The following is a 13527-nucleotide window of genomic DNA, read 5'->3' as shown; positions in this document are numbered from 1 at the left end:
CCCATGAAACGCAAAGACAAAGTTGCCGTGTCCGTAATCGCCCTGTTCGCCGTCGGTGTGCTGGTGTACCTGGCCGCGCCTGGCCTGTTGGGCAGCCGGCAGCAGACCACCAACGACGCCTTCGTTGCCGCCGACTTCACTCTGGTCGCACCGCGCGTGGCCGGTTTTATCAAGCAAGTGCTGGTCGAAGACAACCAGCGCGTCAAAGCCGGGCAACTGCTGGCGCTGATCGACGACCGCGATTTTCGCGCTGCCGCTCAGGCCGCCGATGCCGACACACTGGTGGCCCAAGCCCAACTGAAAAACGCCACCGCGACACTGGAGCGGCAAACCTCGGTGATCGCCCAGGCTCAGGCCACGGTGGCGGCGGATCGCGCCGAAGTGGCCTTCGCCGAACACGAACTGAACCGCTACAACCATCTGGCCGGTGTCGGCGCCGGCACCGTGCAGAACGCCCAGCAGGCCAAGACCCGCATCGACCAGGCCACCGCTCGCCTGGCCAAGGCCACGGCCGTGCTGGCGGCCGAGCGCAAACAGGTGGAAATCCTCATGGCCCGGCGCGATGCCGCCGAGGGCGGGCTCAAACGCGCCCAGGCGGCGCTGGAAATGGCCAGTTATCAACTGTCCTACACACGCATCGTCGCGCCGGTGGATGGCATGGTCGGTGAGCGCGCTGTGCGGGTCGGTGCCTACGTGACACCGGGCAGCAAGTTGCTGGCGGTGGTGCCGTTGGCCGAGGCGCATGTGGTGGCCAATTTCCAGGAAACCCAGCTGTCCCACATGCATGCCGGTCAGGCTGTGCAGGTGCGCGTCGACAGCCTCGACGGTGAAGTGCTCAATGGCCACCTGGAAAGCCTGGCGCCCGCCACCGGAGTGACCTTCGCCTCGATCAAACCGGACAACGCCACCGGCAACTTCACCAAAGTCGTGCAGCGTGTTCCGGTGAAGATCGTGCTTGAGCCCAATCAGCCGCTGACCGAGCGTCTGCGGGTCGGTATGTCGGTGGAAGCCAGCGTCGACACCCAAGCCGCAGCACCACAGCGCGAGGTGGCCCAGCAATGAGACACCTCGCCTGGCTCACCCTCGGCCTCGTCAGCCTGAGCGCCTGCACCGTCGGCCCGGACTTCCAGCGCCCCCAAAGCGCGCAGCCCGCGCAGTGGACCGAACCCCAAGGCCGTCAGGCTGCCAGCCATGCCGTCAGCGATCCGTTGCAGGAGCGTTGGTGGGACGTGTTCCACGACGCGCAATTGTCGGCCCTGACCCGGCGCGCCCTCAGCGATAACCTCGACTTGAAACTGGCCAGCAGCCGTCTGCAACAAAGCCGCGCGGTGCGCCAGGTAACCACCGCCGAGCGTTACCCCAGCGCCAACGCCACCGGCGCCTACCAGCGCAAACGCAACAGCGCCAAAGGCCTCAACGACCCGTCCGGCGAAAACGGCCGCGCCGCGTTCAACCAATGGGATGTCGGATTTTCCGCCGCCTGGGAGCTGGACTTCTGGGGCCGCATCAAACGCGAAACCGAAGCGGCCGACGCCACGCTGCAAGTCGCGGAGAACGACCGCCGCGCCGTGCTGCTGTCGGTGCTGGCTGAAACCGCCCAGGACTACATCCAACTGCGCAGCGTGCAGAATACCCGCGCTGTCACCGAGCAAAACCTCGACGTGGCGCGGCACAGTCTCAAGCTCTCGCAATTGCGCCTGGCCGACGGCGTGGCGACCGACCTGGATGTGGCCGAAGCGGCCGCCCAAGTCGCTGCCATCGAAGCGCGCCTGCCCGACCTGCAGCAGCGCCAGGACCAGTTGATCAACGCCCTGAGCCTGCTGGTGGGCGAGCCGCCGCAAGCACTGCACGCACAATTGTCCAAGGACGCCGGCGTGCCACAGGCCCAGCGCCAGGTCGCCATCGGCCTGCCGTCTGAATTGGCCGAACGTCGCCCCGATATCCGCCAGGCCGAGGCACGGTTGCATGCCGCCACCGCCAGCATCGGCGTGGCCAAGGGCGATTTTTACCCGCGCATCACCTTGTCCGGCAGCCTCGGCTCCCAGGCCATGCAACTGTCGGATTTCGGTTCGTGGGGATCACGCGCCTTTGCCTTCGGCCCACAGCTGAGCCTGCCGCTGTTCAATGGCGGGCGCCTGCAAGGCATGCTCGAGCTGCGCGAAGCCCAGCAACAGGAAGCGGCAATCGCCTACCAGCAAACCGTATTGCGCGCCTGGCATGAAATCGACGATCAACTGACCCGCTACAACGCCAGCCAACTGCGCCGCGACAGCCTGGCCGAAGCCGTGCGCCAGAACCAGATCGCTCTCACTACCGCGCAGCATCAATACGTCGAGGGCGTGGTGGACTTCGTCAACGTGCTCACCGTGCAGAGCGCGTTGCTGGCGACGCAGGAGCAATGGGTGGAGAGTTCCACCGGCGTGTCGCTGGCCATGGTTGGGTTGTACAAGGCATTGGGAGGAGGGTGGGAGTCGGTGTATCCGCTGCAGGCGACCGTGCCTTAGCCGAGTATTCAGGGATTGCGCAAAAACACCACATACCCCCGAAACCACTCATTGCCCTGCAGATACCCCGGCGCCTGCCATTCACCGCCTTGAATCAAGCCGATTTTGAACGGCAACCCCAGACGATTCATGCGCGGCAGGTACGCGGCGTAATCCGGGATGCTGTGGCGGCCTTGATAGGTCTGCACCACCACTTCATCCACCACGCCTTTGAGCTGGGCGATGGCGGCCGGGTCGGCGTTGCTGCTCCAGTCCATCAGGCCGGTGATGCTCAGCTGCAGGTCGGCGGGCAGGCGTTGGCGCAGGTCGCGCAGGAAGTCGGCGTATTCGTGCAGGTATTGGGTGCGGGCGTCGAAGTCGATCTGGATGCCCACCACCGGGTTGCCCGCGTCGCGCCAGCGTTGCACCTGGCCGAGCAGGCGGGTGTAGACCGTTTCGGGCCAGCGCAGGGTATGGGCGCGGTACACCACCCAGACTTCGCCCTGGGTCAGGCGCGGCACGCTCATGCCTTGGGCGATCAATTGCACACCGCGCTGGGGCGCGCGGCGGGAGGCGTTGATCTGACCCTGAAGGATGTACAGGGTCTTGGCCTGCTTGAGCACCGGTTGCGCAGCGACGCCACTCCACAGCCAGAAGGCGTCATAGTCGTGGGCGTCGACGGCGCCGAGGGCCGGGCTTGCCAGCAGCAGCAAGCCTAGCCACAGGTGCCTCACCAGTAGTACTGCAGCGATTTGCCCCACTGGGTGTCGGCGTAGCCGCTTTTGAGCTGGCGGAACCAGGCTTTACGCACGGCCGGCTCAACGTCCTGTCCGCCGCAGCTGTTATAACCGGCCGGGGCATAGCAGTTGATGGCGCGGAACAGGGCATAGGCCTTGTCAGTCTTCGGGGCCTTGGCGTCGCTGATCACCTGCTTGTAACCGTCGAGCCGCGAGAACGTCGCTCCTTTGAACTCCGATGCAGTGCTGCCCAGGCTGCCGGCGGTGCGCGCCTGTTCCAGCGGCATGCTGTCCAGGTTATTGCGCAGGATGAACTCGCCGAGGCAGTTCAGGGCCTGGGGGTTCCTGGCCTCGGTTTGCAGGGTCGCGGCGGTTTGCGCGATGGCCGGGCAGGTGTAGCCGGAGGCGGCTTGTTCGCCGTTCCACTGGAACAGCTTCAACGTCTGGCCTTCGCTGTACACATAACCCAGGCTGCTGCTCAGCTTGTCTTCGGGCGCCGGGGTCGGCAGTTGCTTGAAGTCCTCGGCAAAGGTAGCGAACTGGCCGCGCAGCAGGTCTTTGTAGAGCAATACGAATTGCGCAGTCTGGCGCTCCACCGGATCGCTGGCCTGGGCGATCTGCTGGCGCAGCAGCTCGGGTCCTGCGTTATTGCGCAGCAGGATGTAACGCACCTGCTTGGCGCTGATTGGCGAGTCGGCGGCAAATACCTTGGCCAGCTGGCCGCTGCGCTCGTAGTTCATCGCTAGGGCCAGCTCCAGTTGATCACGCTGCAACGGCAATTTGGCCAGCGGCAGCAGTTGCAGCCACAGTGCCTCTGCGCCTTTCCAGTCCTGCTTGGCTTCCAGCGCCAGGGCGCGCAGGGTCTGCTGGCTGAAGGCGAAGTAATTCAGGCTGGACGGCACGCTTTGCGGCAGCTGCTTCAAAGCGGCATCCGGCTGATGCTCGATGTACAGCGCGCACACCGCCAGCAGGTAATCGTAGAGTTCGGGCTCGCTGGCAAACAGGGCTTTTTGCTTTTCCAGGTCTGCGCGGGAAAGGGTCGGCTGGTTGCCGCCGCGCATCACCATCAGGTCGCTGACCAGCTGGATCATCGGCGTTTTCACCGGCTGGCTGTTGACCATCAGTAACTTGAGGTCAGCTTCTTCCACCAACTCATCCTCGGACACGTTGCGCTGCGCGTCGCTGGCCTGCGTCAGGCTCCAGGCATAGGCCTCGGCGAGTTTGCCGCCGTCGTCGGCCAACCAGTAGACGCGACGCAGCAGACCGCGCGCCGAAGCGCTGTAGTCGCCCTGTGGGTAAGTGCTCAGGTAGCTGTCGAAGGCCTGTTCGGCGTTGGCCAGCGCCGACTTATCCACACGCTGCAGATTCGGCACGCCGTCGGCGTCGTAAGTATCGGCCTGGGCCTGGTTCAGCGCAGTGCGCGCGGTCATGTACAGGGCGGCTTCCTTGAGCCAGGGCAGGGCGCTGCTGCGGGCGGCGCTGAAACCGCGCTCGGCTTCGGCAAACCGGCCACTGTAAAAGTCGGCGGCGGCTTGCAGGTAGGTGTACAGCTGCTGGCCGTCGGTCGATTGCAGTTGCTGGGCATTCGCCACGACCGGGCCATCCCACTCGCAGGTGGTGAGCAGTTGCAGGCGCGCCTTGACCAGCAGTTCGCGCTCGGCGGCCGGCATGTCGGCCTTGACCGCCTGACGCACAAACGCGGTGGCGCTGTCATCGTCGTTGCTGCGGCAGCGGCTGCCTTCACCTGTAACAAACGCCTCGCCGGCGGTGGTGTAGTCCTCGCGCTTGATGCCCAGGGGCTGCAACAGATTGTCGAGTTCGGCAGTCGACGAACTGTCGCCGCCGTCATCCGGCTCGGTTTCCGAGCTGCCGCGCAGCGTCAGGCGATACACCGGGAATGGCACCGGACCAAAACCCTCGGCCAGGTCATCTTCGCTCAGGGCGTTGGGGGTCAGGGCGGTGTTTTTTTTGTCGGCCAACAGCAGGCGCAGGTTGACCCGGCTGTCGTTGCCGGGGTTGAGGAACGGCTGGTTGCTGCACGGGTCCAGGGTGTCACGGGTAATGCGCCAGTCGGGGTAACACGAGTCGTCGGAGCTGGCCTGGGCCTGCAGGGAAGTGGCAGCCAGCAGGGCGAGTGCCAGAGGTGACAAAAAACCGATGCGCATGAGGTGTCCTTGATCCTGGGTGCTGGGAGGACAGCAATAATAACGTGATCTTACGATCACTAAGGTGAAGGCCTACACAAATTGCCGATTTGTCCGATTACTGAAGCGATTCGCAGGCTTTTGACCTAAAGTGGCGGCAAATGCGCATGCGCAGTAGTTGTCCTGCAGTGGGGCAGTAGTCGCGGAGGCGGTATGCGTCGGTCGGTATCAGAACCGTACGAAAAAACGAGTGCTTGGGGTTCCATCAGTCAGTACGCGTCGGGTTGGCAGCGCGTGGTGGGGCTCAGTCATCTGTGGTGGGTGCCCGTCATCGCATTCGCCGTGGCGCTGCGGCTGTACAACCTGACCGCCGCCGCGATCTGGGGGGATGAAGGTTCGAGTCTGCTCCTGAGCGAGTACGCACTGGACGACCTTTGGTTTCATGCCGCCCATGACGTGCATCCGCCGCTGTACTTTTTCATGCTGCGCGGTTGGATCGAGTGCTTCGGTGACAGCATCGCCTCGATACGCAGCATGAGCGTGCTGCCCGGCGTCATTGCCGTGGGCCTGGGCGTGTGGCTCACGCGACAACTGTCCACCCGCCGCGCCGCGTTGCTGGCCGGTGTCATGCTGGCGCTGTTGCCCACGGCCGTGCGCTACAGCCAGGAAGTGCGCATGTATTCGCTGCTCGGCGTGTGGCTGTTAGGCGCCACCCTGGCACTGGTGTATTGGGTTCGCCAGCCCACGCGCGCACGTTACCTGGTGCTGTACGCACTGCTGATGAGCGCCGGTTTCTATACCCATTACTTCACTGCGCTGTGTGTGCTGGTGCACTGGGCTTATCTGGGGGTGGTGAGCGCAAGGCAATCCAGTGGCGAGCGTCTGCTTATGCGCCCGGCGTGGTGGGCGGCCAACGCGGCCATTGTGCTGGTGTACCTGCCTTGGCTACCGAACCTGCTGGACCTGGTGCAACACGTCGACCAGCTCAAGGTGGGAGGTGACATAGGCTGGGAAGAGCCGGTGGACATGCTGTCGCTGCCGTCGATGATCTGGCAGTTCCTGCTGCAGGACGAAGGCCTTGAACTCTGGCGCCCTTTATTCTGGGCTTTCCCGTTGGTGCTGGCAGCTGTCGTGGTGGTCACTGGATGGCTGGACCGCAAGCCCGGCCGGCCGGCAGTTCTGCTGGGGCTGTTCTTCCTGCTCCCGGTGTTGCTGGTGTACGGGGTGTCTTTTATCTCTCCCGTGTTTATCGAGCGTTACCTCACCGTCTATGCCTTGGGTCTGCCCATCGTGGTTGCCATGGCCATTGACCGCCTGCCCTCACGGCTATCGCTTTTGGGGGCGGCGCTGTTTGTGCTGTTCGTCGTCGCAGAGCTGGCAGGGCTCAAAAACAACTACACAGTGGATGAGCGTGACCAATTCAACGTGCCGGTGGAATTCGTTAACCAGCACTACCAAGAAGACGACCGCATCATCCTCAGCGACATGATGTGGTACCTCAGTTACGTGTATTACGACCAGACCGATGCTCAGCTGCAGCTCTACACCCCGCCCAAGCCCGACGGCACGCCGACCCGGCCGAACGCGTACGGCTTCGGCACCCTGGTCGACCAGGACGGCGGGCGCATTTACCTCGACCATCTGTCGGCTCTGCCCGCCGACACTCGCCGCGTCTGGCTGATCAGCAGCAACGATGCACCGGACGAGTTTGCGCCGCTGCCCGTGGGCTGGCGCGAGCTGAGTCGCCAGGATGGCGGCGGCGCCAGGGCGCGCTTGTTTGTGCTGTGCGCTGTGCCGCAACCGCAACCCGAAAGCTGCCGCTAGACTCAGTTAACGACCTTGTTTAAGGAACCCATCATGGAATCGCCCGTGCACAGCTTGCCATCGTTGTTCAAACAACTTGGCCTGGAGCATGACCCGGTCAGCATTGAGCGGTTTGTGACCGCCCACTCGCCACTCAAGCCGGATCTGAAATTGGCAGATGCGTTTTTCTGGACGCAGAGCCAGAAAGCGTTTTTGCGTGAGGAAATACTGGACGACGCCGATTGGGCGGAAGTAGTGGATGCGTTGAATCTGATGTTGCGCGATGGCCGAGGGGTGTAAAAAAATCTTTTGGAAATTGTGGTTTTGTAAAAAAAAAAGGTGAGTGGTAAAAAAATCTGGGCTCAAATCGCCAACATCCACTGGCGGATTTCAACGGCGTGGGCTCTCTGCATTGTTGCGCCACCGTGGAGCGAACGTCCCCAACCCTCCCACATGCGTCCTGCGGTGTTGCTGCTGAATCGCTCCATCGATCGCGAAATTGTTTCAAAACTTGACGCAATTCGATCCTTCCACCATATTGATAGTTAGCAAACTAACTGTATGCGAACTATCCAGTGCCTCACTCTCTCGAACAACTCCAGATGAACCTCAGCAGCAGCATGGTGGTGGGCGCCCGTAACTGGCGCAAAATCTGCCAGACCACGCTGGTGAGCTACGGTATTTCCGAAGCCTGCGCCGTGCCGTTGTTGATGATCGGCCGTCTGGGCGACGGCGTGCATCAGGTCAAGGTCGCCCATGCGTCGGGGATGGAAAGCCCATCTCTGGTGCGCCTGCTCGACCAGCTGTGCAACGGCGGCTACGTGTGCCGCACCGAAGATGTCCATGACCGTCGCGCCAAGGCCTTGAGCCTCACCGAACGTGGTCGCGAACTGGTGCAGGCGGTGGAGGTGCAACTGGTGCGCCTGCGTAAAGACGTGCTGGCGGATATCGCGCCGGCCGATATGGAGGCGGCGCTGCGGGTGTTGCGTGCCTTTGAGGCGGCGACGCTTTGAACGGATTCTTCACCGGTTTCCCGCCTGCTCGCGACTGGTTCTATGGCGTACGCACCTTTGCGGCGTCGATGATCGCCCTGTACATCGCCATGCTGATGCAGATGCCCCGTCCGTATTGGGCGATGGCCACGGTCTACATCGTTTCCAGCCCGTTTGTCGGCCCCACCAGTTCCAAAGCGCTGTACCGCGCCATCGGCACCCTGATGGGGGCGGCGGCGGCGGTGTTTTTTGTGCCGATGTTCGTGCAGTCGCCGTACATCCTGTTGGTGGTGATCGCCTTGTGGACGGGCACCTTGCTGTTTCTGTCCATGCACCTGCGCACCGCCAACAACTACGCGTTGATGCTGGCTGGCTACACCTTGCCGTTGATTGCCCTGCCGGTGGTGGACAACCCCCTGGCGGTATGGGACGTGGCCGAGGCGCGTACCGAAGAAATCTTCCTCGGCATCGTGGTGGCCGCCGTGGTCGGCGCGATGTTCTGGCCGCGGCGCCTGGCGCCGGTGTTCGACGGTTCGGTGGCCAAATGGTTTGCCGACGCACAGGTCTACAGCCAGCGGTTCCTCACGCGTACGGTGCAGCCTGACGAAATCAGCACTTTGCGCGGCGGCATGGTCGCCACCTTCAACACCCTGGAACTGATGATCGGCCAGCTGCCCCACGAAGGCGCGCGGCCGCAGACGGTGCGCAATACCAAGGAGCTGCGCGGGCGCATGATCCACCTGCTGCCGGTGGTGGAGGAGTTGGATGACGCCTTGTACGCCGTCGAACAGCGCGCGCCGCAGTTTCTCGAACGCCTCAAACCGCTGCTGGACGCCACCGCCCAGTGGCTGCAAAGCAGCACCGACAACCCGTCGCTGGACAGTTGGCGCGCCCTGCGTGACCGGATCGAAGCTCAACAACCCGAGGGCGATGCGCTGGATGACCGCCACACCCTGCTGTTTTCCAACGCCCTGTACCGCCTCGGCGAATGGGTCGACCTGTGGCAGGACTGCCGCAGCCTGCAGGCCGCCATCCATTGCGAAAGCCAGGACACCTGGCGCGCCGTCTACCGTCACTGGCGCCTGGGCCGGCTCACGCCGTTTCTCGACCGTGGCCTGATGTTCTACTCGGCGTTTTCCACCGTCACCGCGATTATCGTCGCCTCGGTGCTGTGGATTCTGCTGGGCTGGACCGACGGCGGCAGCGCGGTGATCCTGGCCGCCGTGGCGTGCAGTTTCTTCGCCTCGATGGACGACCCCGCGCCGCAGATCTACCGGTTCTTTTTCTGGACGGCGATGTCGGTGCTGTTTGCCAGCCTCTATCTGTTTTTGGTGCTGCCCAACCTGCACGATTTTCCGATGCTGGTACTGGCATTCGCCGTGCCGTTTATCTGCATCGGCACGCTGACCGTGCAGCCGCGCTTCTACCTGGGCATGCTGCTGACGCTGGTCAACACCTCGTCGTTTATCAGCATCCAGGGCGCCTATGACGCCGACTTCCTCAACTTCGCCAACGTCAACCTGGCCGGGCCCGTGGGCCTGCTGTTCGCGTTTGTGTGGACGCTGATCGCCCGCCCGTTCGGCGCCGAGCTGGCCGCCAAGCGCCTGACCCGTTTCAGCTGGCACGACATCGTCGGCCTCACCGAGCCGGCCACATTGGCCGAACACCGACACCTGGCGGTGCAAATGCTTGACCGCTTGATGCAGCACCTGCCGCGCCTGGCCCTGATCAACCAGGACACCGGCATCGCCCTGCGCGACTTGCGCGTGGCGCTCAACCTGCTCGACCTGCTGGCCTACTCGCCGCGCATCCTCGGCGTGCCGCGTGTGCTGCTCAACCAAGTGGTGGAAGGCGTGGGCGGTTACTTCAAGGCCTGCCTGAAAGCGGGTGAACGCTTGCCTGCGCCCAGCGGTCTGCTGATGACCCTCGACCGCACGCGCCGTGCCCTCAACGGTCAGGGCCTGCAAGACGAAGACGACACCCGCCTGCACCTGCTGCATGCGCTGGCGGGCCTGCGCCTGGCGTTGTTGCCCGGCGTGGAATTTATTGGCGGCACGGAGATGGAAGCGCCGCTGCCCGATGGAGCGCCTTTATGATCGGTGATCTGGATATCAGTGGGGTGTTCCTGCCCACGCTGCTGGTGCTGATGGGCATTACGTACGTGCTGTTTCTGGTGGTGCACGGGTTATTGACCCGCCTCCACTTCTATAGCCTGGTCTGGCACCGGGCATTGTTCAATGTGGGGCTCTACGCGCTGTTGCTGGGCGCGGTGGACTCACTCAGTCGATACCTGATGACATGAAAAAACCTTTTTTGACTATTGGCCGTGTGGTCCTGACGCTGCTGATCGTGAGTTTTGCGGTGGTGGTGGTGTGGCGCATGGTCATGTACTACATGTTTGCGCCCTGGACCCGTGACGGGCACATCCGTGCCGACATCGTACAGATCGCCCCGGACGTGTCCGGGCTGATCCAGCGCGTGGATGTGCACGACAACCAATTGGTAAGCAAAGGCCAGGTGCTGTTTGCGGTCGACCAGGACCGCTTCAAACTGGCGCTGCGTCAGGCCCAGGCCGCCGTGGCCGACCGCCAGGAAACCCTGGCGCAGGCCCAGCGCGAATATAAGCGCAACCGTGGCCTCGGCAACCTGGTGCCCAGCGAACAGTTGGAAGAAAGCCAGTCTCGCGTGGCCCGCGCCCAATCGGCCCTGGCCGAAGCCCAGGTGACGGTGGATTCGGCGCAGCTCAACCTCGACCGTTCGGTAATCCGCAGCCCCGTGGACGGCTACGTCAACGACCGCGCGCCGCGCACCCAGGAGTTCGTCACCGCGGGGCGCCCGGTGTTGTCGGTGGTGGACAGCAACTCGTTTCACATCGACGGCTATTTCGAAGAGACCAAGCTCGACGGTATCCACGTCGGCATGGGCGTCGACATCCGCGTGATCGGTGACAACGCCCGTTTGCACGGGCATGTGCAGAGCATCGTCGCCGGCATCGAAGACCGCGACCGCAGCAGTGGCTCCAACCTGCTGCCCAACGTCAACCCGGCGTTCAGTTGGGTACGGCTTGCCCAGCGAATCCCGGTGCGCATTGCCTTTGACGAGGTGCCGGCGGACTTTCGCATGATCGCCGGGCGTACCGCCACGGTGTCGATCATCGACGACCAACCCAAGGACGGAGCCCGGCCATGAAGCAGTTGTTGGCCATCGTTGCCCTGGGTTCTCTGCTGTCGGCCTGCCAGATGGTCGGCCCGGATTACCAGGTGCCGGACACCGCCGCGGTCAAGCGCGGCGACCTGCAAGGGCAACTGCCGGCCGATGGCAAGAACGTAGTGTCGGCGCCGGTGCCGGCTGACTGGTGGAAGCTCTACAACGACCCGCGCCTGGATGAGCTGGTACGCCAGGCCATGGCCTCCAACACCGACCTGCGCGTGGCTGCGGCCAACCTGCAACGCGCGCGGTATCAGGTGCAGCAGGCCGAATCCGCCGGGGGCTGGAGCGCCGGCGCCAAGGCCGAGGCGCAACGCCTGCAGGAATCGGGCGAAGCCTTCCTGCTGCCGGAAAAGGTCCCCGTGGGCAATATCGGCAGCGTGGGCATCACCACGTCTTATCAATTCGACCTGTTCGGCACCTTGCAGCGCGGCATCGAAAGCGCCCAGGCCAGCGCCGACGCGACCCAGGCCGCCGCCGATATAGCACGCATCACCCTGGTGGCCGATGTGGTGCGCTCTTACACGCAAGTCTGCGCCGCTAACGAAGAACTGGCGATTGCCAACCATTCCCTGCAGCTGCAGGCGCAAAGCACCACGCTGACTCAGCGCCTGCGCGATGCCGGCCGGGGCGACGAAACCCAGGTGACCCGCTCGCAGACGCAATACAAGTCCCTGCGCGCCGACATGCCGCGCTACCAGGCGGCGCGCCAGGCCGGCCTTTATCGACTGTCGATGCTGCTGGCCAAACCCGTCGAGCAACTGCCGGCGGGCACCGGCGACTGTGCCGAGCTGCCGCACATCGCCCAATTGCTGCCGGTGGGCGACGGCGCCACGCTGCTCAAGCGCCGCCCCGACGTGCGCCAGGCCGAACGCCAGCTGGCTGCCGCCACCGCGCGCATCGGCGTGGCCACCGGCGCGCTGTACCCGGACATCGCCATCGGCGCCAGCGTCGGCACCGTGGGCCTGCTCGACAACCTCGGCGAGCCGGCGACCAACCGCTGGGGCTTCGGCCCGATGATCAGTTGGACCGTACCGACCAACGGCGCCCGCGCACGCATCCATGAGGCCGAAGCCGCCACCCAGGGCGCCCTGGCGCATTTCGATGGGGTGGTGCTCAACGCGATCCGCGAAACCCAGACCGGCCTGGCCCAGTACACCGCCGTGTTGCAGCGCCGCGACGCATTGGCCGAGGCCGAGCAATCGGCGCAACAGGCGGCGGACCAGACCCACCGCTTCTTCCAGGCCGGTCGTGCGTCGTTCCTGGCCGACCTGCAGGCCACGCGCACCTACACCGATATGCGTGCCCAATTGGCGGCGGCCAACACTCAGGTCGCCATGAGCCAGATCGACCTGTTCCTGGCCCTCGGGGGTGGTTGGGAAAGCGGACGAACGCAAGCCTCCGCACCCGGCAAACCCTGAGCGAATAGCTATGCTTTGACAGGCGGGCGCCGTGGCTGTTGAGCCAGGCGCGCGCCTGACACTGCTCGCGTTTGCTCATGGGGATTCCAATAATGAAAAACCCTTATGCTCCCGCTTTCTGGTGCGTGCTCTTCGCACTGGTGCTGTTATCGGCCGCGTATTTCTACGGCGTCATGCTCGCCCACCCCCTCGACAAGGCCATGGTGTTCCTCGACAGCGCCTGCCTGGTGATCGGCACCTTGTCCATCGGCGTGGTGGCCTGGGCGTCCTACCAGAATCAACGCATCAAGAAAAAACTCCTCGAACAAGGCAAGACCCGCGTGGCCATCTGGGACACCAAGGTCGCGCTGCGCCGCGTCGAAACTGTGTTCGACCGCTACTTCTGGGGCAGCTACTGGCAGCCGGGGCGTACCTTCCAGGAAGTCATGGGCGACCTCACCGGCACGCCGTTGGAAAAAAGTCTCGAAACCCTGAAAAAACAGTGCGTGGTGCTCGACAAGCAGATCGCCGAAGGTCGGCATTGGCTGAATAACGCGCGGGAATTGTCCGATGTCGCCGCGCAGATGGCCCGCGAACGCTACCAGCTGGACTTCTGCGATCCCAAGGTCGACACCCCCGGCAATGCCGTGATCCACCGCGAGTTCGAGGTGCTGGTGTACACCTGGACAGCACGTTTGAAGAGCTTCGATCACCAGCTTGACGAAATCGAGTTGGAGTATTCGTGAACCAGTAGCGATCTG

12 protein-coding genes are annotated in these 13527 nt (G+C 63.8%); 10 read left to right on the top strand and 2 right to left on the bottom strand.

Translation table 11 applies throughout. The annotated features are described in order from the left end of the window. Nucleotides 1–3 precede the first annotated feature (3 nt). Both QRN10_RS19075 and QRN10_RS19070 read left to right on the top strand, forming a co-directional pair. Nucleotides 4–1062, top strand: a complete 1059-nt coding sequence (locus tag QRN10_RS19075) for an HlyD family secretion protein (RefSeq protein WP_285428903.1) — start codon at nt 4–6, stop codon at nt 1060–1062. Beyond that, on the top strand, nt 1059–2504 hold the full coding sequence (locus QRN10_RS19070; protein WP_285428902.1) for an efflux transporter outer membrane subunit: 1446 nt from the start codon (nt 1059–1061) through the stop codon (nt 2502–2504). The genes QRN10_RS19075 and QRN10_RS19070 overlap by 4 nt, the downstream gene beginning before the upstream one ends. 8 nt (nt 2505–2512) lie before the next feature. Here QRN10_RS19070 and QRN10_RS19065 read toward each other — a convergent pair whose 3' ends face one another. Beyond that, complete coding sequence (locus QRN10_RS19065; protein WP_181081770.1) at nt 2513–3217, bottom strand: DUF3142 domain-containing protein; 705 nt, start codon at nt 3215–3217, stop codon at nt 2513–2515. Beyond that, complete coding sequence (locus tag QRN10_RS19060) at nt 3214–5385, bottom strand: PA5441 family protein (protein ID WP_181081769.1); 2172 nt, start codon at nt 5383–5385, stop codon at nt 3214–3216. The genes QRN10_RS19065 and QRN10_RS19060 overlap by 4 nt, the downstream gene beginning before the upstream one ends. Nucleotides 5386–5577: 192 nt before the next feature. On the opposite strand from QRN10_RS19060, the gene QRN10_RS19055 reads away from it, so the two are divergent. The 8 genes from QRN10_RS19055 to QRN10_RS19020 all read left to right on the top strand — a co-directional run bounded on the left by QRN10_RS19055 (nt 5578) and on the right by QRN10_RS19020 (nt 13512). Beyond that, on the top strand, nt 5578–7188 hold the full coding sequence (locus tag QRN10_RS19055) for a glycosyltransferase family 39 protein (RefSeq protein WP_285428901.1): 1611 nt from the start codon (nt 5578–5580) through the stop codon (nt 7186–7188). Between the two features lie 33 nt (nt 7189–7221). Beyond that, nucleotides 7222–7467 (top strand): DUF2789 domain-containing protein, encoded by a 246-nt coding sequence (locus tag QRN10_RS19050; protein WP_253509901.1) that lies wholly within the window; start codon nt 7222–7224, stop codon nt 7465–7467. Nucleotides 7468–7769: 302 nt separating this feature from the next. Beyond that, nucleotides 7770–8180 (top strand): MarR family winged helix-turn-helix transcriptional regulator, encoded by a 411-nt coding sequence (locus QRN10_RS19045; RefSeq protein WP_181081766.1) that lies wholly within the window; start codon nt 7770–7772, stop codon nt 8178–8180. Next, nucleotides 8177–10255: an FUSC family protein gene (locus QRN10_RS19040; protein ID WP_285428900.1), complete on the top strand. Its 2079-nt coding sequence runs from the start codon at nt 8177–8179 to the stop codon at nt 10253–10255. Before QRN10_RS19045 ends, QRN10_RS19040 begins: the two co-directional genes overlap by 4 nt. Next, nucleotides 10252–10461 carry a DUF1656 domain-containing protein gene (locus QRN10_RS19035; protein ID WP_285428899.1) on the top strand — a complete coding sequence of 70 codons (210 nt, stop codon included), beginning with the start codon at nt 10252–10254 and terminating at the stop codon, nt 10459–10461. The genes QRN10_RS19040 and QRN10_RS19035 overlap by 4 nt, the downstream gene beginning before the upstream one ends. Then, nucleotides 10458–11348: an efflux RND transporter periplasmic adaptor subunit gene (locus QRN10_RS19030; RefSeq protein ID WP_181081764.1), complete on the top strand. Its 891-nt coding sequence runs from the start codon at nt 10458–10460 to the stop codon at nt 11346–11348. The genes QRN10_RS19035 and QRN10_RS19030 overlap by 4 nt, the downstream gene beginning before the upstream one ends. Next, nucleotides 11345–12787: an efflux transporter outer membrane subunit gene (locus QRN10_RS19025; RefSeq protein ID WP_181081763.1), complete on the top strand. Its 1443-nt coding sequence runs from the start codon at nt 11345–11347 to the stop codon at nt 12785–12787. Before QRN10_RS19030 ends, QRN10_RS19025 begins: the two co-directional genes overlap by 4 nt. Before the next feature lie 92 nt (nt 12788–12879). Next, nucleotides 12880–13512: an NADH:ubiquinone oxidoreductase subunit N gene (locus QRN10_RS19020; protein ID WP_285428898.1), complete on the top strand. Its 633-nt coding sequence runs from the start codon at nt 12880–12882 to the stop codon at nt 13510–13512. Nucleotides 13513–13527 lie beyond the last annotated feature (15 nt).

The organism is Pseudomonas sp. lyk4-R2A-8, from assembly GCF_030209095.1.
Taxonomy (GTDB): Bacteria; Pseudomonadota; Gammaproteobacteria; order Pseudomonadales; family Pseudomonadaceae; genus Aquipseudomonas; species Aquipseudomonas quebecensis.
Note: the sequence above shows the minus strand (reverse complement) of the source record. Positions and strands in the feature narration are given on the sequence as shown.

Bases quoted from the DNA above. Each gene is read 5' to 3' on its own strand.
- QRN10_RS19075 (WP_285428903.1), top strand. From the start codon at position 4: ATGAAACGCAAAGACAAAGTTGCCGTGTCCGTAATCGCCCTGTTCGCC.
- QRN10_RS19070 (WP_285428902.1), top strand. From the start codon at position 1,059: ATGAGACACCTCGCCTGGCTCACCCTCGGCCTCGTCAGCCTGAGCGCC.
- QRN10_RS19060 (WP_181081769.1), bottom strand. From the start codon at position 5,385: ATGCGCATCGGTTTTTTGTCACCTCTGGCACTCGCCCTGCTGGCTGCC.
- QRN10_RS19055 (WP_285428901.1), top strand. From the start codon at position 5,578: ATGCGTCGGTCGGTATCAGAACCGTACGAAAAAACGAGTGCTTGGGGT.
- QRN10_RS19050 (WP_253509901.1), top strand. From the start codon at position 7,222: ATGGAATCGCCCGTGCACAGCTTGCCATCGTTGTTCAAACAACTTGGC.
- QRN10_RS19045 (WP_181081766.1), top strand. From the start codon at position 7,770: ATGAACCTCAGCAGCAGCATGGTGGTGGGCGCCCGTAACTGGCGCAAA.
- QRN10_RS19035 (WP_285428899.1), top strand. From the start codon at position 10,252: ATGATCGGTGATCTGGATATCAGTGGGGTGTTCCTGCCCACGCTGCTG.
- QRN10_RS19030 (WP_181081764.1), top strand. From the start codon at position 10,458: ATGAAAAAACCTTTTTTGACTATTGGCCGTGTGGTCCTGACGCTGCTG.
- QRN10_RS19025 (WP_181081763.1), top strand. From the start codon at position 11,345: ATGAAGCAGTTGTTGGCCATCGTTGCCCTGGGTTCTCTGCTGTCGGCC.
- QRN10_RS19020 (WP_285428898.1), top strand. From the start codon at position 12,880: ATGAAAAACCCTTATGCTCCCGCTTTCTGGTGCGTGCTCTTCGCACTG.